This window comes from Nocardioides sp., from assembly GCF_030019515.1.
Classification (GTDB): domain Bacteria; phylum Actinomycetota; class Actinomycetes; order Propionibacteriales; family Nocardioidaceae; genus Nocardioides.
This window is the reverse complement of sequence record NZ_JASEEQ010000007.1, coordinates 82,650-103,686: the sequence shown is the minus strand read 5'-3', so window position 1 is coordinate 103,686 and position 21,037 is coordinate 82,650. Positions and strand designations below refer to the sequence as shown.

The 21,037-nt window shown below is 68.2% G+C and carries 21 protein-coding genes; 13 read left to right on the top strand and 8 right to left on the bottom strand.

Annotated elements, in window-relative coordinates; genetic code table 11:
- Positions 1–2: 2 nt before the first annotated feature.
- Both QMC84_RS11725 and QMC84_RS11720 read right to left on the bottom strand, forming a co-directional pair.
- The gene (locus QMC84_RS11725) at positions 3–1,379 is read right to left on the bottom strand and encodes a VWA domain-containing protein (RefSeq protein WP_300374976.1); all 1,377 of its coding nucleotides are present in this window, start codon (positions 1,377–1,379) and stop codon (positions 3–5) included.
- Positions 1,380–1,389: 10 nt separating this feature from the next.
- On the bottom strand, positions 1,390–2,289 hold the full coding sequence (locus QMC84_RS11720; RefSeq protein ID WP_300374975.1) for a MoxR family ATPase: 900 nt from the start codon (positions 2,287–2,289) through the stop codon (positions 1,390–1,392).
- A gap of 156 nt (positions 2,290–2,445) precedes the next feature.
- On the opposite strand from QMC84_RS11720, the gene QMC84_RS11715 reads away from it, so the two are divergent.
- Positions 2,446–2,820: a hypothetical protein gene (locus QMC84_RS11715; RefSeq protein ID WP_300374974.1), complete on the top strand. Its 375-nt coding sequence runs from the start codon at positions 2,446–2,448 to the stop codon at positions 2,818–2,820.
- Positions 2,821–2,956: 136 nt separating this feature from the next.
- Entirely contained in the window at positions 2,957–3,340 is a 384-nt protein-coding gene (locus QMC84_RS11710) for a hypothetical protein (RefSeq protein ID WP_300374973.1), read from the top strand.
- Here QMC84_RS11710 and QMC84_RS11705 read toward each other — a convergent pair.
- The 3 genes from QMC84_RS11705 to QMC84_RS11695 are packed head-to-tail and all read right to left on the bottom strand — an operon-like array spanning position 3,325 to position 5,142.
- The gene (locus tag QMC84_RS11705) at positions 3,325–4,092 is read right to left on the bottom strand and encodes a crotonase/enoyl-CoA hydratase family protein (RefSeq protein ID WP_300374972.1); all 768 of its coding nucleotides are present in this window, start codon (positions 4,090–4,092) and stop codon (positions 3,325–3,327) included. The two genes, QMC84_RS11710 and QMC84_RS11705, sit on opposite strands and share 16 nt — an antisense overlap.
- Positions 4,089–4,649: a gamma carbonic anhydrase family protein gene (locus QMC84_RS11700; RefSeq protein WP_300374971.1), complete on the bottom strand. Its 561-nt coding sequence runs from the start codon at positions 4,647–4,649 to the stop codon at positions 4,089–4,091. Before QMC84_RS11700 ends, QMC84_RS11705 begins: the two co-directional genes overlap by 4 nt.
- Before the next feature lie 52 nt (positions 4,650–4,701).
- Complete coding sequence (locus tag QMC84_RS11695; RefSeq protein WP_300374970.1) at positions 4,702–5,142, bottom strand: hypothetical protein; 441 nt, start codon at positions 5,140–5,142, stop codon at positions 4,702–4,704.
- A 323-nt stretch (positions 5,143–5,465) separates the two neighbouring features.
- On the opposite strand from QMC84_RS11695, the gene QMC84_RS11690 reads away from it, so the two are divergent.
- Both QMC84_RS11690 and QMC84_RS11685 read left to right on the top strand, forming a co-directional pair.
- Positions 5,466–5,672, top strand: coding sequence for a DUF1918 domain-containing protein (locus QMC84_RS11690; RefSeq protein WP_300374969.1), 207 nt, complete (start codon positions 5,466–5,468; stop codon positions 5,670–5,672).
- A 201-nt stretch (positions 5,673–5,873) separates the two neighbouring features.
- The gene (locus tag QMC84_RS11685) at positions 5,874–6,080 is read left to right on the top strand and encodes a DUF1918 domain-containing protein (RefSeq protein ID WP_300374968.1); all 207 of its coding nucleotides are present in this window, start codon (positions 5,874–5,876) and stop codon (positions 6,078–6,080) included.
- Positions 6,081–6,134: 54 nt separating this feature from the next.
- On the opposite strand, the gene QMC84_RS11680 is transcribed toward QMC84_RS11685, so the two are convergent.
- Positions 6,135–6,404, bottom strand: coding sequence for a DUF1876 domain-containing protein (locus tag QMC84_RS11680; RefSeq protein WP_300374967.1), 270 nt, complete (start codon positions 6,402–6,404; stop codon positions 6,135–6,137).
- 447 nt (positions 6,405–6,851) lie between these two features.
- Between QMC84_RS11680 and QMC84_RS11675 the strand changes: the two genes are divergently transcribed.
- From QMC84_RS11675 to QMC84_RS11660, 4 genes are all read left to right on the top strand, one after another.
- Positions 6,852–8,132, top strand: coding sequence for a site-specific integrase (locus tag QMC84_RS11675; protein WP_300374966.1), 1,281 nt, complete (start codon positions 6,852–6,854; stop codon positions 8,130–8,132).
- A 213-nt stretch (positions 8,133–8,345) separates the two neighbouring features.
- Complete coding sequence (locus tag QMC84_RS11670) at positions 8,346–8,558, top strand: helix-turn-helix domain-containing protein (protein WP_300374965.1); 213 nt, start codon at positions 8,346–8,348, stop codon at positions 8,556–8,558.
- Positions 8,559–9,228: 670 nt separating this feature from the next.
- Positions 9,229–10,278, top strand: coding sequence for a helix-turn-helix domain-containing protein (locus QMC84_RS11665; protein ID WP_300374964.1), 1,050 nt, complete (start codon positions 9,229–9,231; stop codon positions 10,276–10,278).
- 140 nt (positions 10,279–10,418) lie between these two features.
- Positions 10,419–10,856: a toxin-antitoxin system HicB family antitoxin gene (locus QMC84_RS11660; RefSeq protein WP_300374963.1), complete on the top strand. Its 438-nt coding sequence runs from the start codon at positions 10,419–10,421 to the stop codon at positions 10,854–10,856.
- Positions 10,857–11,393: 537 nt separating this feature from the next.
- On the opposite strand, the gene QMC84_RS11655 is transcribed toward QMC84_RS11660, so the two are convergent.
- Both QMC84_RS11655 and QMC84_RS11650 read right to left on the bottom strand, forming a co-directional pair.
- Entirely contained in the window at positions 11,394–11,621 is a 228-nt protein-coding gene (locus QMC84_RS11655) for a hypothetical protein (protein WP_300374962.1), read from the bottom strand.
- A 128-nt stretch (positions 11,622–11,749) separates the two neighbouring features.
- Positions 11,750–12,883, bottom strand: coding sequence for a hypothetical protein (locus QMC84_RS11650; RefSeq protein WP_300374961.1), 1,134 nt, complete (start codon positions 12,881–12,883; stop codon positions 11,750–11,752).
- 122 nt (positions 12,884–13,005) lie between these two features.
- Here QMC84_RS11650 and QMC84_RS11645 point away from each other — a divergent pair, with 122 nt between their 5' ends.
- The 5 genes from QMC84_RS11645 to QMC84_RS11625 all read left to right on the top strand — a co-directional run bounded on the left by QMC84_RS11645 (position 13,006) and on the right by QMC84_RS11625 (position 21,027).
- Positions 13,006–16,077: an N-6 DNA methylase gene (locus QMC84_RS11645; RefSeq protein WP_300374960.1), complete on the top strand. Its 3,072-nt coding sequence runs from the start codon at positions 13,006–13,008 to the stop codon at positions 16,075–16,077.
- An 850-nt stretch (positions 16,078–16,927) separates the two neighbouring features.
- A complete protein-coding gene (istA, locus tag QMC84_RS11640) occupies positions 16,928–18,457 on the top strand; it encodes an IS21 family transposase (protein WP_300374959.1) in 1,530 nt (509 codons plus the stop codon).
- The gene (gene istB / locus QMC84_RS11635) at positions 18,454–19,233 is read left to right on the top strand and encodes an IS21-like element helper ATPase IstB (RefSeq protein WP_300374958.1); all 780 of its coding nucleotides are present in this window, start codon (positions 18,454–18,456) and stop codon (positions 19,231–19,233) included. The genes istA and istB overlap by 4 nt, the downstream gene beginning before the upstream one ends.
- A gap of 363 nt (positions 19,234–19,596) precedes the next feature.
- Positions 19,597–19,827: a helix-turn-helix domain-containing protein gene (locus QMC84_RS11630; protein ID WP_300374957.1), complete on the top strand. Its 231-nt coding sequence runs from the start codon at positions 19,597–19,599 to the stop codon at positions 19,825–19,827.
- 6 nt (positions 19,828–19,833) lie between these two features.
- Positions 19,834–21,027: a site-specific integrase gene (locus QMC84_RS11625; RefSeq protein WP_300374956.1), complete on the top strand. Its 1,194-nt coding sequence runs from the start codon at positions 19,834–19,836 to the stop codon at positions 21,025–21,027.
- Positions 21,028–21,037 lie beyond the last annotated feature (10 nt).

The following is a 21,037-nucleotide window of genomic DNA, read 5'->3' as shown; positions in this document are numbered from 1 at the left end:
GGTCAGAGGATGTCGTGCACGAACTCGCCGAGCTGGGCGAGGTTCCGGCACTCCACCATCGGCACGACCTCGCCGTACCTGGTCGCGGCGGAGTCGCCGGTGTCCCAGTGCCGGCGGTGCTCGGGGTTCAGCCACCAGGCGTGCCGCGCCGAGCCGGCCAGCCGCTTCAGCACGTCCAGGTGCAGGTCGCTGTAGTTGGAGCGCGCGTCGCCGAGGATCAGCAGCGCGGACCTGGGGCCGAGCGCGTCGGCGTGCTGCTCCTCGAACTTCGTGAACGCCCGGCCGTAGTTGGTGCGGCCCCACAGCGCGGCGTGCGCGGTGCTCGCGGCGAGGCCCGCCATCACCTCGCCCGGGTCGGCGCCCGGCTTGAAGTGCGAGGTCACCTCGTGGACGTGGTCGATGAACGTGAACGCGCGGACCGACCCGAACTGGTCCTGCAGGGCGTGGACCAGGAGCAGGGTGAACCGGGCGAAGTTCGCCACCGAGCCGCTCACGTCGCAGAGCACGACGAGCTCGGTGCGGTGCGGGCGCTTGGGCCGGTGGTGGGTGGTCAGGGGCACCCCGCCGGTCGACACGGCCGCGCGGATGGTGCGCCGGAAGTCGAGCGGACCGCGCCGCCGGGCGTGGTGCTCCTGGGTGAGCCGGGTCGCGAGACGCCGGGCCAGCGGGTAGATCTCGCGCCGCATCTCCTCGAGGTCCGCCTTGCGAGCCGCCGTGAAGTCGAGCCGGTCGATGGTCGGCCGGACCGTGACGTTCGCGACGTGCTCGGGACCCTTCTCCTCGGCGATCCGGCGACGAGCGTCGCCCTCGACCAGGCTCGTCAACGACCCCAGCCGGCGCCCCGCCTCGCGGCGGGCCTCGTCCTCGAGCCGACCCTGCCCCAGCAGCGCCTGCACCAGGCGGTCGACCAGCTCGCCCGGCGCGACGCGCTGGAGCGCGGTGTAGGCCGACCACGACGACAGCCCCGGTCCCCGGCCCGGCATCGCACCGAAGCGGGCGACCATCTCGGCGGCCAGCGCCACCATCGCCTGCCGGTCGCCGCCGGCCAGCGCCTCGGCGAGCCGGTCGCGGAACCGGGCCAGCGCCTCGGCGTTGTCGCGGACGCCGCCGGACTCCTCGTCCTCGTCCTGCACGTCGCCCGTGCCGACGCCGGCACCGACCATCCGCGGGAAGTAGACGTCGAACAGCGCGTCGAAGGTCGGCCGCTGGGACTGCTTCTTGACCAGCGTGGCGGCGTACCCGGCCCGCACCGTCGCGCGGTCGTCCCAGTCCAGGGCGCCCAGGGCGCGCAGGGCGTCGAGGTCCTCGGCGAGCGAGACCGACATCCCGGCGCCCCGCAGGGACTCCAGGAACGCGATGTGGCGGTCGACCAGGCTCATCGGCGGGCACTCACTTCCGGAGCCGCAGCTCCTTGACGGCACGCTCCTGGTCGGAGGCGTGCTTGAGCACGACGCCCAGGGTGTCGTCGACGGCCTTGTCGTCCAGGTCGCCGATCTCGAGGGCGACCAGGGTGCGGGCCCAGTCGACGGACTCCGCGATCGACGGCGCCTTCTTGAGATCCAGGTCGCGCAGCCGGCCGATCGTGGCGACCAGCTGGGCCGCGATCCGCCCGTCGAGGTCGGGGACCTGCGAGGTGACGATCTCCCGCTCCCGCTCCGCGTCGGGATAGTCGAGGTGCAGGTAGAGGCAGCGGCGCTTGACCGCCTCGGACAGCTCCCGGGTGGCGTTGGAGGTCAGCACGACGAACGGGCGTCGTACGGCGCGCACCGTGCCCAGCTCGGGGATCGTGACCTGGAAGTCCGAGAGCACCTCGAGGAGCAGCCCCTCCACCTCGACGTCGGTCTTGTCGACCTCGTCGATCAGCAGCACGGTCGGCTGCTCGCGACGGATCGCCGTCAGCAGCGGCCGGGTCAGCAGGAACTCCTCGCTGAAGATCTCGTGGTCCAGGAGGTCCTTGGCCGAGGTGGGGGATGCGGTGGCGGACGAGATCGCGGCCGCCGCCTGGATGGACAGCAGCTGCTTCTTGTAGTTCCACTCGTAGAGCGCCCGCGCCTCGTCCAGGCCCTCGTAGCACTGCAGTCGCACCAGCTCCGCGCCGGTCACCCGGGCGACGGCCTTGGCGAGCTCGGTCTTCCCGACCCCCGCAGGCCCCTCGACCAGCAGCGGCTTCTCGAGCGCGCCGGCGAGGTAGGCGGTCGTGGCGGTCGCCGGGTCGGCGAGGTAGCCGGCGGCCGCCAGGCGGGTGGCGACGTCGGCGGGCGTGGCGAACCACGAGTTGGGCTGCGGCATGCCGACCATCCTCACCCATTCGGGCCGTCACCTCCCAGGGGCTCCGCTCGTTGGATGTTCCAGGTGGGGACGTACGCCGGCCGAGGGGACGGCACGTCGATGAGACCTGCCCTGATCCGTCATGCCCGTGCCCGTCGCAGCCCATGAGGAGGACCCGTGCAGCATGGAATCCCGCGCCCCGCACGGGTCGGGCTCACCATCGTCAAGGTGACCGCGGTCGCCTCGGTCCTCGTCGCCGGGCTGTTCACGTCACCGGCTCCGCCGGGCCCGGAGTACGCCGATCACCGCATCGGCGCGGCCGCCGACGCGAGCACCCCGGTCGCCCGGGTCCTCGCGAAGCACGACTGCTCGACGACCGGGTTCGAGGAGGAGACGCCGGCCTCCGCCGTCATCCGCACCGGCGCCGGCCGGCTGCGGCACGTCTCGTTCGACGAGGGCTGGGCCGTCTACACCCGGCACGGGGCCGCGCAGCTCGTTGCGGTCTGTCTCGACCCGGCGCCCGAGCACCCCCGGGATGCTCCTGACCAGTGATCCGCTCCCCGACGCGTGACCCACGCGACCCCGGGGCCCGGGCATGGTGCTCGACCCGACGGTTGCCGATCAGCCGAGTCCGCACGGAAGTGGGGCCAGCGGGTCCTTCCTCCGTCATGCCTGCAGGAGAGAGAGGATGAACCCGAGAGGAGCCCCCGGCCGTCTCCAGCTGACCAGCCGAGCCGTGAGCGGCCTGCTCGTCGGCGCACTGTTGGGCGTGATGCTCGCCGTCGCTCTGCTCAGTCGGATGGGTGACCTCGGCGCCGACCCGCAGGAGCCCTCGAGCGGCGCGAGGACGGACCGGGCCCGCGAGGCGATCGACCGGCACCACTGCTCGCCCAGCGGGTTCGGCGACGGAACGATCCCGGCCTCGGCGCTCATCCGCACCGGCACGGGCGACCTGCTGCTCGTGTCCTTCGACCGCGGCTGGCAGGTCCACCAGGACGAGGAGAGCGCGGCCGAGCTGGTCGCGGTCTGCCTCGAGGATCTCCCTCCGGGCGTCACTCAGAAGCGTCCGTGACGCCCCTCCCCGGCGGCGAACCGGGCGGCCCCGTCGAGGGCTCCGGCCGCCAGGGAGACCAGGCCGTGCCGGAGCTCACCGGCCAGCGCCTCCGGCTCGGTGCGGCCCTCCTGCTCGAGCACCGAGAGCCGGTCCTGCCGCAGGCACTCCTGAGGGAGTACGGCGAGCGAGCGGGCCAGTGCCTCGGCCTCGGCGCGCGCCCGGCCGGCCGGCACCACCCGGTTGACCAGGCCGATCCGCTCGGCCTCCTCGGCCGCCACGGCCCGACCGGTGAGGATCAGGTCCAGGGCCCGGCTGGTGCCGATCAGCCGCGGTAGCCGCACGGTGCCGCCGTCGACCAGGGGCACGCCCCAGCGGCGGCAGAAGACGCCGAGCACCGCGTCGTCGGCGGCGACCCGCAGGTCGCACCACAGCGCCAGCTCCAGCCCGCCGGCGACGGCGTACCCCTCGATGGCCGCGATCACCGGCTTGCCCAGTCGCATCCGGGTGGGGCCCATCGGCCCGTCGGTGGCGTCGACGGGCTCGGTGACCTGGTTGCCGCGGTCGGTGCCGATCGCCTTGAGGTCGGCGCCGGCGCAGAACGTGCCGCCCTCGCCGTGAAGGACCGCCACACTCTGCGTGCCGTCCTCGTCGAAGGCCCGGAACGCCGCGGCCAGCGCCGCCGCCGTCGGCCCGTCGACCGCGTTGCGCGCCTCGGGCCGGTCGATCACGACGGTCGTCACCGGGCCCTCGACCTCGACCCGGACGCTCACGGCTCCACCTCCTCGACCACCTCCGCGACCACCTCCACCGGGGCCACGCCGGTGCGGTGCCGCTGCGCGAGCTCGCGGTAGTACGGCGGGTTCTGCTCGACCCAGAACTCCGAGGACGTCCCCTCGATCGGCTTGGTCGGCCGCGCCGGTACGCCGGCCGCGACCATCCCGCCCGGCAGCTCGGTGCCGGGGGTGACGACCGAGCCGGCCGCCACCAGCGTCCGCGGACCGACGACCGCGCGGTCGAGGAGCGTCGACCCGTTGCCGACCAGCGCCTGCTCGCCGACCTCGCGGCAGTGCACGACGCACCCGTGACCGATCGTCGCGTCGCGGCCGATGACCAGCGTCTCGCCGGGCGCGGCGTGGAGCACCGAGTTGTCCTGCACGTTCGCGCCCTCCCGGACCACGATCGTGCAGATGTCGGCGCGCAGGACCGCGCCGTACCAGACGCTGGCGCCGCGCTCCACGGTCACGTCGCCGATCAGCGTCGCGGTCGGCGCGACGAACGCCTCGGGATGGACCGTGGGGCGCTTGCCCTCGAACTCGAAGCAGACCATGGGGGCCATTCCACACCACCGGCCGCACCACCGGTCGGTGGTGACGACGGGCTCAGCGGACCCGCACCGTCACGGGCCGGGCATGGTCGGCGACCAGCCTGGCGGGTCCGGGACGTACGCCGGGGGGCAGGTCGACCTGCCAGGTCACCCGTCCGGCCCGACCGTCCTCGGCGCTGTCGGCGTCGACGCTGCCGAGCAGCCAGGTGCGTCCGCCCTGGCGCAGCCGGAGCGCGACGTCGTCGTACGGCACCGGCTCGGGGTCGTCGTACTCGCAGCTCTCGCACCCGGGAACGCCCGAGCAGCTCATCGTGTCGCGGCAGCCGTCCACGAAGGCCTCGCCCACCACCTCGGTCGGCCGGCCCCGGTCCAGCACGAGGTGGCCCTCCTCGAGGAGGTACGGCGCCACGCAGGACGCGGCCGCCGGCGGCTGCGGGTACGGCGCCACCGCCAGCCCGAGGAGGGCGGCGAGGAGCAGTACGAGTGCGGGACGCATGGGGAAGGGACGGCCGGCGGAGCGCAACGGTTCCGACGTCCAGGGTCGCGACCGCGACGATCATCCGTCGGGCCGCACCGGAAAGCGGTGAGAGGAGCTAGGCCGTTTGACACGGCGACGGTCGGGGCCGGTGCCCGGGCTTGCACCCGGTTCCCGCGACCCGAGTCCAGTTCGGCTCCTCTCACCGCGTAGTCCCATGACACCTCGCCATTCCGCCCGGGGGGCAGAGGCAAAGGTCTCGAAGACCGGGGGCGGCCGGCCCTGCCCGCGGCCGCGAGCCGCCCCTAGCGTCGGCGGAGGACTGACCCGAGGGGGACCTGACCATGTATGCGATCAAGGGCGACCGGCTGCTCGTCCAGGGCGCCCGCTCCGGCGAGCCGCTGCGCGACGGGGAGATCATCGCCGTCCGCGGCGACGAGGGGGCGCCGCCGTACCTCGTCCGCTGGACCGACGACGGCCACGTCTCGCTTACCTATCCCGGACCGGACTCCTGGATCCAGCACTTCGTGCACGCGCCTGGCAGGGGCTGACCGGGACTGCCAGCGTCAGGGGCCAAGGTCTCGCGGTTCGCGGGCCACTCGCCTCTGCTCGGCCCCGGGGTGACACTTCTACCGTCGGGCCAGGACCGACCCGTCGTGCAGTGCGCCGGGCGCCGCCCGCACCACCGGGCGACCTTCCCTCCACGCTGACGCGGCCAAGGAGCACCAAGGAGCACCAGGGAAGGAGTCACCATGCACGCGACCAAGGGCGACCACCTCGTCATCCACGGCACCCACGTCGGTGAAGCACTTCGCGACGGCGAGATCGTCGAGGTCCGCGGTTCCGACGGCGCGCCGCCGTACGTCGTCCGCTGGGCCGACAGCGGCCACGAGTCCCTCACCTATCCGGGCCCGGACGCCGAGGTCCAGCACCTCGACCACGGGGCCGACGAGGGCTGAGAGCGCAGGCGTCGTCCCGGCCGCTGCCGAGCGGCCGGGACGACTCCGCGGACCTCAGTGGGCCAGGTGCACCGGCTTGCTGGTCACCGCGCCGATGTCGACGGCCGCGGTCTCGAGCAGCTGGTGGGCCAGGTCGGCGAGCGCCCGCGCGGTCGCGAGCTCGGCGCCGATCTCCGGTACCTCGGGGTCGGCGGGGTTGAGCCGCGCGATCCCCCAGCCGGTCAGGCGGGTCGCCGACGGCTCGGTGGCGAGCCGGGCCTCCGCCCGGGTCTGACCGTCGTGCTCCCCGATGAAGATCTCCACCGACCAGGTCTTGGCGTGCATGGCTCCTCCTCGTCCTGCGCGGTCGAGGGCGGCGACGGCGCCGCCGTCCCAGGACTCCATCGACGCACCCGGTCGCGGAACCGGGCAAGAGGCCAAGGTCACCAACGGCCGGCGGAGTGCGGTGGCTGGGATCAACCTGGTTCATCCGAGCCACCGCACTTGTCGCACGGGGGGAGGTCCCGCTCCGGGCCTCGAACGAAGCAACCCCCGCCGAGCACTCGCTCGACGGGGGTTCCGACGTGATCAACTCACATGGCTGGCGGTGGCGGAGGGATTTGAAGAATCCGTTATGCCAAATCTCGAATCTGTACCCATCTGGACAGGTCGCGACCATAATGTGGTTGACCTGCACAGATAGACGCCCCCAACGAGTCTCGTTGTTGGACTCTCCCGGACAGGTGGACCGTCCCAACTGGCACACTAATGGCACGAGAGGAGCAGCCGAGCATGGTGCGGCGTGCCAGAAAGCGATCCTTCGGCAGCATCCGCGGCTTGGCTAGCGGTCGCTACCAAGCCCGCTACACCGGCCCCACTGGCGAGACGGTCTCCGCGCCGATGACGTTCACGGCGCGCATCGACGCCGAGGCCTGGTTGGCAGCCGAACGGCAGCGAGTCGAACACCCCGAGACGTGGCGGCCGCCAAAGATCCGGCTAGAGGATGAGCTTCGCGCGGCGGAGGCGAGGCGCCTGCCGACTCTCGAGGCCTACGCGGATCGCTGGATCGAGGCGAGGCGCAACAGCCAGGGCCAGCCACTCCGTCCGCTGACCCGCGACAAGTACCGCTCCTCCCTGCGCGTGCACGTGTACCCACGGTTCGGAGACGTCCCGCTGGACCAGATCACGAGGGCCGACGTCCGCGAGTGGTACGACGACCTCGACGCTGGGCCCGCAGCGAAGGCGCACGCGTACACGACCCTGCGGACCATCTTGAACACGGCGGTCATCGAGGACGAGCTGCTCGCGAAGAATCCAGCGCAGCTGCGAGGTGCCGGGGTGCGCAGTAGCCGGAGGAACCTGAAACCCGCCACCCTCGACGAGTTGGCGCTGATGGTCGAGGCGATGCCCGAGCGCCTACGCTTGCTGCTGCTGCTGGCTACCTGGTGCGCACTCCGCTCAGGTGAGCTGCGCGAACTCCGCCGATCCGACGTCGTCCTCGGCCGTGACGACGACGGCGAGGCGTTCGGTTGGGTCAAGGTCGGGCGTGGCGTTGTCCGGGCCAGAACCGGCGAAGCCGAGCGAGGACGCCGAACCGCCGCGGTTGTCGGTGCGCCTAAGACAGACGCCGGAATTCGCACGGTGTCCATCCCGGCGTTCATGTTGCCCGCAGTCCGACAGCACCTGCTGGAGCACACCGCCCCGGGTGACGACGGCCTGCTCTTCCCCTCGGCCCGAGACCCGGAACTCCACCTGTCGGAGGCCACCCTGAACGGGCGCACCGCCGTCCTCGGCCGCGACGGCAAGATCGAGCGCGCAGGATTCGGTTGGCGAGAGGCGCGTCGCCGCGCAGGCAGGCCCGACCTCGACCTTCACGACCTCAGACACACCGGCGCGAGCATGGCCGGCGAGGAGGGCGCGAGCCTCGCCGAGCTCATGCATCGCCTCGGCCACAGCACGCCGTCCATGGCGATGCGCTACCAGCACAGCCGGTTGGAACGCGACCGTGACCTCGGTCGGCGTCTTTCGGCTCGCGCGGAGCGGGCGGCCACCGCCGCACGTGACCGAACGTAACACGTTTCCTTGAAAGTGGCGGAAGTCACATTGGGGCACGTCCGGACCCGCGCTGACCTGGGGAAACTCCGACCCGAGCGCCCTAAACCAGGCCGTTGAGGACGCCATCGGACGCCCTCGGACTCCTTAGGCCAAGACAGTAACCGCAGCCCGCGGGTCTGATCCGGCTCGACATTCACAACACCGTGGCTGTCAAGCGATCGGAGTCAATCCATGAAGCACCCAACCGTCACATGCACTCGGCCGCGGCGCGCCAAGTTGCCGGCCGCCGCCGAGTACGCAGGCACCTGTACGAAGACGCTCAGGCGTCGGATCGCCGACGGCTCGCTGCCGGGGTACCGGCTCGGCTCGCGTGTGATCATGGTCGATCTGGACGACGTTGACGCGCTCTTCCAGCAGATCCCCACCGTCGGGGCGATGCTCTGATGGCGGCTGCTGCAGGTGGGACGGCGGACCCTCGGTGGGAGCCGGCCCCGATGGCCGAGGTTCTTGCTCTTGTCGGTCACCGCGCACACGTTGACGGTCAGGACGCACACGCTCTCTTCCTGGCCCTGTGCCGGGCCGACGCCGAGGTCAACGACGGATACGTATCGGTGAACCGAGTCCGCGCTCGCCACGACGAGTCACCCGTCCAGATCCACCCGTCCCGGTACTCCTCGATGTGGGGGGTCCACACGGGCGACGGCAAGTCGATGGTGGATGCCGAGTCGTGGGAGCCCTGCAGAGGCTCCAGGTCCCGAAACGACGGGCGCCCCTTCAAGATGCGCCGGTGGGTCGGCGCCGACGCAGACGACGACGCGCTCGACAGCCCCGTCGCAGGTGCCGCTTAGCCAACCGGTCTCGCCGCGGACGCGAGTGAGGCCCGGGACCCCACGGAGTCCCGGGCCCCGCGCCAGAGCGAGCCCGGCCCAGCGCTTCCGCAACGGTCGCACCGTCCGCCACCCGGACGCCGTGCGTCACATGACAAGCCCACGGCCCTATGGGGCGCCCCTGGCCGGGCGCTCAATCCGACGACGACCCACCGATCTCAACCAACCTGGAGCACCATGTCACCCTGCACGTCTACCGTCGCGATCTACCCGACCCCCGCGGGCCGATGAGCATCCCGGCGGTCAAGTGGGCGATCAACGAGACCCGCTTGACCGGCACGCGAAAGCTGGTGCTGATCACGTTCGCCGAGCACGCCGACAAAGGCTCGGCTCACGCCTACCCCGGCATTCCTAGGATCGCCAGCGCCCTCAATTGCACCGATCGCACGGTGCGCCGACATATCGCCGACCTCGTGGATCAGGGCTACCTGAGCGAGGGCGACCAGCGCCTCGCCGCCAAGATCCCCGCCGACCGGCGGCCCATCGTCTACCAGCTTGCGATGACCGAGGAGACACGTGAGAGGTGGGCCGCTGCGTCCGGCGCGGCCGGTGTGAATCGTCGTCGGGACGCTGCGAGCGCCGCCGGCAGGAAGGGCGTCATGGCGAAGGCTGTCCGGTCCGCATCGATGCCCGACTGCCCGTCACCGACGCGCACCCCGTCAGGGATGACAGGAGACACCGTGCGACCTGACAGTTCTGACTCCAACGACCTGACAGTTCTGGCACCACGACCTGACACTGGCGTCAGGCAAACCACCAGCGGGACCACCATGGTGAACCATCAGACTACTGATGCAGGGCTATCGCCGTCGGCGGACGCGACGATCGGCGCCGACGACGCGCTGCTTCGAGAGGCCCAGGTTGCACTCGGCGAGCGCCAGTTGGACGACCTGCTCGACGCCCTGGGCTATCGGAGCGGTCGAGACCGCATCACCAAGCCGCGGTCCTGGCTGGTCGCTTGCCTCAAGAGCAAAAGCACTGACAAAGAGAGGTGCGCCTTCATCAGGAGTCTCTGGTGGAGCGACGTGTGTGGACACCTGACCGACCAACAGGATCGCGACATCCTCGAGCAAGTACTGGCAGACCACGCAGACGAGCTGTACGCCGTGACCCCCGACGGCTATCGATGCGAGCCTGCCAGCGCCGCACCGGTGGTGTGGGATCACCTTCGAGACCTTGGCGCAGAGTTTCCGGGCCAGTACCTGACCAGGATCGCCGCAGACGGCATCGGCGGGGTCTGGAAGATCGTGCGAGACGCCCTCGCCGAAGCCGCGTAGACGTGTGGCTTGATAACTGGCGCCCGACGGACGCCATTGGCAGTAGCCCGACGGCCGTCCGGGCTTCAAACAGGATGATAACTCCCGCGCTATCATCTCATGCGGCCATTCAGCTGATGGATCAGGGCAAGAGGAGTCCAATGAGCGTCGAGAGCGAGCAGAGCACGGACCCGGTGCCGCACTACGCCTATCGAGTCGTTTGGTCGCCCGAGGACGAGGAGTACATCGCCACCGCCCTCGAGTGGGGTCCAGGTCTCTCCTGGCTCGGCGCCGACCCTTGCGAGGCGCTTCGGGGGCTCCGCGCGCTGATCGACCAGGCTGTCGCCGACCTCCGCGAGGACGGCAAGCCGGTCCCCGAGTCGCTCGCGGACCGCCCGTACAACGGCAAGGTCCTGCTTCGCATGCCGTCGTCTCTCCACCGAAGCCTGACCATCGACGCGGCCGAGGAAGGCGTCAGCGTCAACCAGCTCGCGATCGGGCGGCTCTCTGCCGAGGGTCGAACCAGTCTTCGAGATCGCCTCATCAGTGAGGCCCGCACCGAGCGCCGAGACGTCCTCGATCGATTCGCAGACTCCTGACTCGTGCTCGCTCTCCGCCAGCTGGTCAAACCACGCTGAGGTGCTCCTCGACGAGGCCTGCCTGGCAGATAGCGGCGGGGGTGCTGCTGGCGCCGGCTCCTCCCTGGTTCCCAGCCCCGCGGCCGGCCACGGCGGCCGCGGAGGCGTCCCGCTTGACCGTGACGGGCACCGACGGTCCAGTTCCTCCCGAGCGGCACCGGCGACGCCAAGAGCGATCGCGGTGCGACTGGGGCGGCCACATCCCCCCATGACCACAACCCCCGGGTGCACCAACGATCTGCCACCGACCCGTCATCTTGGACCGGCGACCGCACCGACCGCTCGCACCTGTCCTCGGCAGGCGGCCGAAGTGGAGCACACGTCGTCTCAGCTCAGGCGCTGCGCCGGTCAGTGTGTCGAGAGCGGCGCTGAGTTCACGCTGATTCGCGGCTGGTCTCGATTGAGAGCCACGCGGCGACTGACTCAGCCAGCTTCGCTCGGCAGGCGGCGACCCGCGCTGGCCGTCAGGCCGGCTAACGGCCGATTGGCGTGGACCAGTTAGCAGCCGTCGCGGGATCCGGCGTCGCCGCCGGTTGCCGCCAAGTCGTAGGCGCGCAGCATCCGAGCCTTCGTCTCTGCGTGACGCTCCTCGTGCCCACGCTCGGGGATCCTCAGTGCGTTGGCGATCGCGACGAGGGGTGCGACGTCGGGCGTCACGACCCCCGTTTCGAGGGCCACCGCCAGCCGCTCTGCGGCCAGGGAAGGGTGACGATGATGCAGCTTCACGCGATGCCTCCAACGGAGATTGCTGGGATAGCGAACGTACCGCCGTCTGTGCGGCCCTCTGGGACAGAGCTTCTGCGCACTACGGCTACGAGTCGCCCCCGTCGGGTCGTCCCGTCAGACGCCGGGTCTCAGAAGAGCAGTCCGTACCGTCGGTTCCCCTTCATCTGTAGGTCCACGAAGTTCGCGGCTGACGCTTTCCGCTGGGCCAGGCCAGCATCATCCGTGACAGTCAGCTTGAACTTCGGCACCCCGCTGTTGGCCGTACCGTCGCGCTCGAAGATCAGGATCGAGTGCTCGTAGCTCGGCGGTCCATCAGTTCCAGGAACGGGGAGGTTCACCTTATCCATCTGATTACCTGCCGCCTTCACGGAGCGCTCAACCTCCCTGAATCCGGGGACCTGCAGGGCAACGTAACCTAGGACCCCCCTCGCTGCACTGGCTTCCGAACCGAACCCAAAGAACACCCGAGTACCTCGAGGCATATCGAGCTGACTCCCGGCATGGTGAAGGTTCTTGTACAACGTTTCCGTCTCAATCCAATAGGCACGGGCCGCCATTAGCTGGACGGCGTAGGTGCCCGTGGCGACGTTAGTCGCCGCGGGCGCCGTGTAGACCTTGACAGCTCGCGTCCGGTCCTCCGCAGACCCGCGCGGCTTCGGGGTCGTCCTATAGCGCTCCAGATACTCAGATAGCACCTGGTCGAGGGGGTCGGCTGCGTGCCATGCGTCGTCGAACCACTCAGAGAAGGCTCGAGCCTGCTCGAGCAGTGCGCGGCTGGGCTGCGACAGGGTCCCCGACCAGCTCTGGCTAGTAGCGACCTCCGAGCCTGTCACCAGTGCACTAACGGTCAGGTTTGCCGAGCCCACGACGAGAGCTGATGGAGATCCCCACGACGTCCCGCGGAACAGGTATGCCTTTGGATGAAACGTGCTGGGAGGCTTGAGCGAGCGAGAGCCGAGCACCGCCCGCGCGTTGGGCACACGGACCTCAGCACCCGCGATCCGAGACAAGCGGCGGAGTGCCCGCGGATCGGTGATCCCGTAGTCGATGCTGACCAGAAAACGCTTGCTTGCTCGAAACCACCATTGATTGGTCGCGAGCTCCTGTTCAAGCAGAACGACACCCCGATCTGACGCGTAGGCAACGGCTGCGTCAATCGCCGAGTACTGGGCGCACGCAGCAGCCCCTGAGATGCCACGCAGGACCTCGCCCACTCGACCCGAACTGACATCCTGTGGATGGACCTGCGCTGCATACGGCATACCTGGCTCCTCGACGCGGCTGGGTGGCCTCAGTCTTCACACCGGCGGCGTTCAGCGGTAGTGGGGGCGCCGACGACTAGGCTCGCGCTCGCCGAATCAAGAACCCGGGAGTACTAGTGCCTGTGACGCCCGCCGACGTCGTATCGCGGCTCGCTTCGAGAGACGCCAACCGCACAGAAGCCGACTTGCAGGCGGACATCTACCTGCTTCTCACTTCCGGCGGGTTAAACATCGCTCCCGACCATGTGGCGAAGCTCGAGGTTCCGGCAGCGGACGGAACGCGACGTCGGCTCGACGTAGAGATCGGCCACGCGGTGATCGAGGTGAAGAAGGACCTCCGCGCTCCCGGAGTTCTGAAGGATTCAGAGGTCCAGCTTGCCGGATACGTTGCTACCCGCTCCAGCGTGCTCGGCACCCGATATGTCGGGATCCTGACCGATGGCACGGACTGGAGGCTGTATCACCTTGCGGGTGGTGAGCTCCGCCTAGTGGCCACACTTAGCCTTAGCGCTCAAGACCCTGACGATGAACGCCTGCGGGGTTGGCTCGAGGCTGTACTCGCCACCGATATCGAGATCTCCCCTTCGCCAATCGAGATCAGGCGCCGGCTAGGCGCCGAGTCTCCGGCGCACCTACTAGACCACGCCACACTGAAGGCGCTCTATCAGAAGTCGGCTGGTCAGCACGAGGTGATTCTCAAGCGTGAGCTCTGGGCCAAGCTCTTGCGGACGGCCTTCGGAAAGGGCTTCGAGGATGACGAAGAGCTGTTCATCGATCACACCCTGCTTGTCCTGTCAGCAGAGATCATTGCGCACGCAGTGGTGGGCTTCGACGTGTCACGGCGAGGTTCGCTAACACCGCACACGCTGGCCCGGGGGACCGCATTTGCAGACTCACTGATCTACGGGGTTGTGGAAGCGGACTTCTTTGATTGGGTGCTTGACGTCGAGGGTGGCGCGAGCTTCATCACGGTCCTCGCAGACCGAATCGGACGGTTTGACTGGAGTCACGTCGATCACGACGTGCTGAAGGCGCTCTACGAGTCCGTAATTCCGGCGGCCTCGCGCGCCGGCCTCGGCGAGTACTACACACCTGATTGGCTGGCTGATCGGGTCGTCGAGTCGGCCATCCTCGAACCGTTAGAACAGCGGGTTCTCGACCCTGCCTGTGGATCTGGAACCTTCCTGTTCCACGCGATCAGACGGTTCCTTCTTGCCGCGGAGGCCGCCGGTATGTCGCCTTCCGCGGCCGTTGAGGCCGTCACACACCGCGTTATCGGCATGGATGTACACCCGGTCGCGGTCACGCTCGCTCGTGTGACGTACCTGCTTGCGATCGGGCGCGACAGATTGTCGGCCGACGACCGCTCGGCCATCAACATCCCCGTGTACCTCGGTGACTCGATCCAGTGGGAACAGCATTCTGATCTGCTCGGAGGGCTGGACGAGATCTCGGTTTCGACTACAGGTGACGACCTCGTGGAAGGCGGCGGCGGCGCCTTGTTCGGCGACGACCTGGTCTTCCCTCGATCGGTGTTGAGCGATGCGTCTCAGTTTGATCGACTGGTCACCGTCATGGCCGAGCGTGCCCGGGAGGCGTCCACCAAGAATAGCCGTGACCTCATCCTGCCAGTGCTCTTCCAACTGGGCGTTCACGAGAACGACACGGATCGGTTGGTCGAAACTTTCGACACCATGAGGCGCTTACACGCCAGCGGGCGTGATCACATCTGGGGCTACTACGTGCGGAACCTGATCAGGCCGCTCTGGCTGTCAGACCCCGCGAACCAAGTGGACGTCATTGTCGGCAACCCGCCGTGGCTCCGCTACGCGAAGATGACGAAGCCCATGCAGGTTCGCTTCAAGCGCCTTTCAAAGGCTCGAGGGCTCCTGTCCGGTGGCCTCGGGGCAGCCTCGCGAGACCTCTCGACGCTATTTGCCGTCCGGACCATCGAGCTGTACTTGCGACCAACTGGAAACTTCGCGCTTGTGATGCCCCATGGCACGATGACCCGCCAACCGCATGACGGATTCCGAGCAGGGTCCTGGGGCTCTCCGTCATACGGTCCACTCAGCGTCGCCTTCGACGAATCGTGGGACCTTTCAAAGGCGCCCACCGGATTCCCCATGGTGTCGTGCGTCATCCGAGGGAGTCGGGCCCCGTCGGCGCGCCGCATGTCGGCCAACGTGCTTGAGTGGCGGTCCCGCCTGCGCGTTAGCACAGGTGCTTGGCGCGACGTAGCCGACCAGTTCCAGGTTTCCCCCGGGCGAGTTCTGCAGCAATCTTCCGAGTCGGCACCTGAGCCGTCCGCTTACAAGAAGCGGTTCCGGCAGGGCGCGGTGTTGGCGCCGATTGTCCTCCTATTCGCCACGGATGCTCCTGCAGGCCCGCTAGGCCCCGGAGCCGGACGCGTCTCGGTCGAGTCGCTGCGTACCAACCTCGAGAAGAAGCCATGGCGCGAGGTGCAGTCGCTCCACGCCTCGGTTGAGCGGTCCTTCCTGCGCGACGTCTACCTCGGCGAGAGCGTGCTGCCGTTCCGAACTCGCGATCCTCGACGCGCCGTGCTGCCGATCCGCAACGACTCGATCATGACTGCCGCCCAAGTTGAGGAACACGACGGCTTGCGTCAGTGGTGGCGGGCTGCAGAAGCCCTCTGGGCGGCCAATAGGGCTGCGTCGGACTCCTCTGCCCTGCTGGAGCGGATCGACTTTCACGGCCAACTGTCTGCACAGATCCCCGCCGCGACCCACCGGGTCGTCTACACAAAAGCTGGATCGAATTTGGCTGCGGCCCGTGTGACTGACGAGAGAGCGATCATCGATTTTGGGCTGTACTGGAGCGCGGCCAGCAGCGAGTCCGAAGCGCTATACCTAACTGCGATCCTGAACTCCCGAGCCTTACTTGAACGGGTGAAGCCGCTCCAGACGATTGGGCTGTTCGGAGCGCGACACTTTGATAAGTACGTGTTCGCTATTCCAATTCCGGTGTACAGCTCGGCAGACGCGGAACATAGGGCTTTGGTCGAGCTTGCCCGCGAGGCCGAGCGCGTTGCCAGCGAGGTTGATATCGCTGGGGCAAAGCACTTCACGACTGCGCGTTCGATGATCAAGGATCGGCTGGGTTCGATTCTGGACGAGATCGACTCGGTCGTCCTGGGCCTCGTCCCTGAGCCGCTAGACGCGGTTGGGTCCTGAACCACACCGACGCCCTCCACCAGGCACCTGCAATGGACGCGCCTCCGTAATCGATCGGCTTGATTAGAGATCTCCAACTCACTCTGGGTATCACCATAAGGGCGCATCACGCGCATGCGGTCAAGCTGATCCCCGATGGCGAGGCGCTTGCCATCGTGCGAGTAGAACTCGTCAACGCCCGCCCCATCAGCCAGGGGGACCGAGCCAGAGGACCACAAGGCGGAGGCTCACGGAGGCGGATCGGCAACGGGTCCTGTTTCGAACGGCACGCCGAAGTCGCCGCGTCCTGACCGCCCCGCAAAGACCGTCACCAGGCGCGCGAGGCTCGACTCGTTCTACGACGAACCGACAGCACATTCTGCCTGCAGCCACTGGGACGCCACACCGCCGTCTGCGGACGGCATCTACCTGCTCCGCCCGACAATGCGCAAGTAGGGTTCGCCGAATAAGAGCGGGCGAACCTCGACGAAGTAGTCGTCGCTCTCGTCGTCGCTGAACTCACCCTGAATCTCTAGCGCCACGGTTTGCGCAGAACTGAACGTTGAGAACGGGCCTGAGAGGTCCAAGTAGCGCGCGTCGGACAGCCGGCGAGTCACGACGGCGAAGGCGTCTGCGCCGACGAAATCGTTCGGATTTGTCCCCGCAGTCAATCGGGCGGCGTTGGCATGCAATTCGCTACCGAGTGTCCGTGGCCATGAAAAAGTCCCCACTGGTGGCCAAGTCGAGGTCCCCGCTGGTGGCCAGATAGAAGTCCCCACCCTTCGCGTCGTGTCGTAACCGACGGTGAGGGCCCTGCGTGGTGACGGTGGCGGTGCCAACCAGACCATCGAGCACCACGCAGGGGCCTCCATTGAAGAACGCGAAGGAACGAATGGACGTGATTGCCGCCTACCGAGATGTAGGCACTTACCGAGGGGCGGCCGCGATCTGCGGCACGACACACAAGACTGTGCGACGGATCATCGAGGCCCACGAGGCTTTCGGGGCTGGCCAGGTGCCGGCGAAGCCGGTCCGGGCGCGGAACTATGACGAGGTCGCCGAGCTGGTCGCCGAGGCGGTCGCCAAGACCTTCGGAAAAATCAGCGCGAAGCGGCTGCTGCCGGCGGCGCGGGCGGCGGGCTACGAGGGTTCGGACCGCAACTTCCGGCGTCTGGTCGCGACGGCGAAGCGGGAGTGGCGCCACGGCCAGGCGCGTGCGAGTGGTCGTCGTCCGGCGATCTGGTCGCCGGGTGAGGTGCTGGCCATCGACTGGGGCGAGGAGATCGTCGCCGGACGCAAGGTCCACGTCTTCTGCGCGGTGCTCGCGTGGTCGCGGTTCCGGTTTGTCCGGTTCGCCGCCGATGAGCAGCAGGCCACCACCCTGGGCATGCTGGCGGAGTGCTTCGAGGTCCTCGGCGGTGTCCCGAAGACGGTGCTCGCTGATCGGATGGGTTGTTTGAAGGGCGGGGTCGTCGCGAACGTTGTTGTCCCGTCCCCGGACTATGTCCGGTTCGCGACCCACTACCGGTTCCGGCCTGACTTCTGCCATGCCGCGGACCCGGAGTCCAAGGGCATCGTGGAGAACCTGGTCGGCTACGCCAAGGACGACCTCCTGGTGCCACTCGAGCTCGACGACGACCCGTGGGCCGACGGCCTGGCAGGCCTGAACGAGCGTGCCGCGGGTTGGTGCGCAGAGGTCAACACGGCGGTGCACTCGGAAATTCATGCCGTTCCCGAGCAGCGGTTGGCCACCGAGGCCGAGTTGCTGGGCGAGCTGCCGTCACTACGGCTCGAGGTCGGTCCGAAGCCGATCAGCCGCAAGGTCGACAAGCTGTCCTGCATCCGGTTCGGATCGGCCCGCTACTCGGTCCCGAACCGGCTGATCGGCACAGTCGTCACGTTGCTGGTCGACGAACGCGACCGTGTCCTACGAGTGGTCGAGCCGATCACTGGGGAGGTCCACGCCGAACACGCCCTCGTCGCGCCAGGCGAGGTCAGCATCGACGATGCCCACTACGACCGCCCACGGCCGGCCGGTCCGAACCGGGCGGCGCGTGGTCGCACTACCGTCGAGCGGGAGTTCCTCGCGTTGGGTCCGGTCGCTGAGCAGTTCCTGACCGGTGCTGCGGCAGCCGGGGTGACCAAGCTGGGCACCGAGATCGCCGAGGTCCTGACGCTGGGTGCCGCGCACGGCACGGATCCGCTGTTGGCAGCGTTGGAGCGGGCGGTGGCGTTCGGTCGGTGGCGTGCTGATGACGTCAGGTCGATCCTGGCCACCAACGGTCACGCACCCCGTCCGGCGCCGGCCGGTCAGGCGCTGGTCATGACCCTGCCCACGGTGCCCACCAGGTCGCTGGAGGCTTACCGGATCGACACCACGGATGGGGGTGAGGTGTCGTGACCGCGACGACGCCGCCGCCGCTGCCCGCGGACCTCAACGAGGGTCTGAAGCGGTTGAAGATGGCCGCGATGCGCAGGCTGGCACCCGAGCTATTGGTGACCGCCAAGACGCAACGGTGGAAGCCCGAGGAGTTCCTCCGCACCCTCGTCGAGGCCGAGATCGCCTCGCGTGATGAGTCCAACGTCCGCACCCGGATGCGACAGGCCGCGTTCCCCGTCGCCAAGCGACTCGAGGAGTTCGACGTCGCCGCCTCGTCGATCCCGCCCGCGACGTTCGACTACCTCGCGTCCCTGGAGTGGGTCCGCGCTAGCGAGAACGTCTGCCTGATCGGACCCGCCGGCACCGGGAAGTCCCACACCCTCATCGCGTTGGGGATCGCCGCGGTCGAGGCCGGTCACCGGGTCCGGTACTTCACCGCCGCCGAACTGGTCGAGACCCTCTACCGAGGGCTTGCCGACAACTCAGTCGGTCGCATCATCGAGACCCTGCTGCGCAACGACGTCGTGCTCGTCGACGAGCTCGGGTTCGCGCCGCTGGACGACACCGGCGCACAGCTGCTGTTCCGGTTCGTCGCGGCCGCCTACGAGCGCCGCTCGCTGGGGATCGCGTCGCACTGGCCCTTCGAGTCCTGGGGACGGTTCCTGCCCGAGCACACCACCGCGGTCAGCATGCTCGACCGGCTCCTGCACCACTGCCACACCGTCGTCACCGACGGCGACTCCTACCGAATGCGACAGGCACGAGCGAAGGGAGGAACACGACTCAAGACCAGCTGAACCTCAGCGAAGGGTGGGGACTTTCAGTTGGCCACCAGCGGGGACCGCAACTTGGCCATTGACACTCGGCCCACATGGACCACCTTGGCGACGACGCGATCTCCGTTGACGTGCGGTGATCGGCCTTGCTGTGGTTTGACCTAGTAGCCAGAGGTCGCAGGTTCAAATCCTGCCCCCGCTACAAAGTTCAGGCTCGGAATCTACGGATTCCGAGCCTGAAAGCATTTAGAGACTTGATTCTCGTACCACTTACGGTCCACAAACTCGGTCCAGGAACCCACTGGGAGCCTGAGAGCCGAAAGGTCTGCGGAGCCGGCACGGTACGTGCCGAACAGTGCGGGCGCCGCTGCTCACCTAACGAGCATGGAGACCACCACAACCACGCTGAGCGGCCTGGAGCCGCTTCTGAGCATCGAGGAACTCTCGGAGTACCTCCACGTGCCGGTCAGAACGCTCTACGACTGGCGCCTCAGCGGCCAGGGCCCCTGCGCCGTCCATGTCGGCCGCCAACTCCGCTACTTCGTCAGCGACGTTCACGCGTGGCTCGCCAGCCAGCGCGAGCGCGAGCCGGGGCACTCGCCCGAGGGAGCGTGATGGCTCATGGCTAGGCCACGGACCCCGATCGGAACCTTCGGCGACATCTCCTACGTCAAGGCGAGCGGTGGCCAGTTCCGAGCCCGTACGCGTTTCCGAGATGACGACGGCAAGGTGCGGCGAGTCTCCGCGACTGGCACAACAAAGCGGGACGCCGAGCGCAACCTCAAGAAGATCGTGGCAGACCGCTCGTCCTACAGGTCGGCTGGCGAACTGACAGCCGACAGCACCTTCACGAACCTCGTCGACGTCTGGCTGGCCGACCTCGACCTTGAGGGAAAGGTGGCGCCGAGCACCCGAGCGCTCTACGAGCGCAACATGCGCCAGCTGGTCATGCCAGTGTTCGAGGGCTACACCCTGCGCGAGATAACCGTGAGCAAGGTCGACCAGTTCATCAAGAAGCTCGCCACGGCGAAGAGCTACAGCATGGCCAAGCAGGCCAGAACGGTGCTCAGCCTCGCCTTCGGGCTGGCGGTGCGGTACGACGCGATTCAGAAGAACCCGGTGCGTGACACAGCGCGCCTCCGTAAGCCACCGTCGCAGGCGATGGCCCTGTCCGTGGGACAGGTCGACGCTATCCGCGCCGCCGTCCGTAGTTGGCGACGTGGTCCCGGCTTCGCCGGTCCGCCGCCAGACGGGCAGCTGGAACAGATCATCGAGGTCATGTTGGGCACCTCCGCCCGGATCGGGGAGGTTCTCGCCATTCGCAAGTGCGACGTTGACGTGACGAGTTCGCCAGCCACGATCCGGATCTCCGGCACGATCGTTTCGCCTGCTGGGAAGCCGACGCATCGGCAACCGCATCCGAAAACGTTGAAGTCGACCAGGACGGTGTCGGTCCCATCGTTCACGGCTGCGGTCCTGCGCGATCGACTTGTGAAGATCGCGCCTGAGGATCCAGAGCACCTGATCTTCTTCAGCCGCAACGGGACGCCGCTGACGGCGAACAACATCCGGCGGCGGCTTCGGGCTGTCCTGGACGAGGCCGGCATCGTGGGCGTAACGCCGCACTCCTTCCGGCGAACGGTCGCAACAGTGATCGACCGCGCCGGTGGGGCGGATCTCGCTGCCGAGTTGCTCGGGCACACCTCGTCGAAGATCACCAAGGAGCACTACATCCAGCCCGATGAGGCGGTCGATCCGGTGACGGCGCAGATCCTCGAATCGCTGGCGCCCAAGCGATCGGAGGGTGAGCTGTGAACGAAGATAA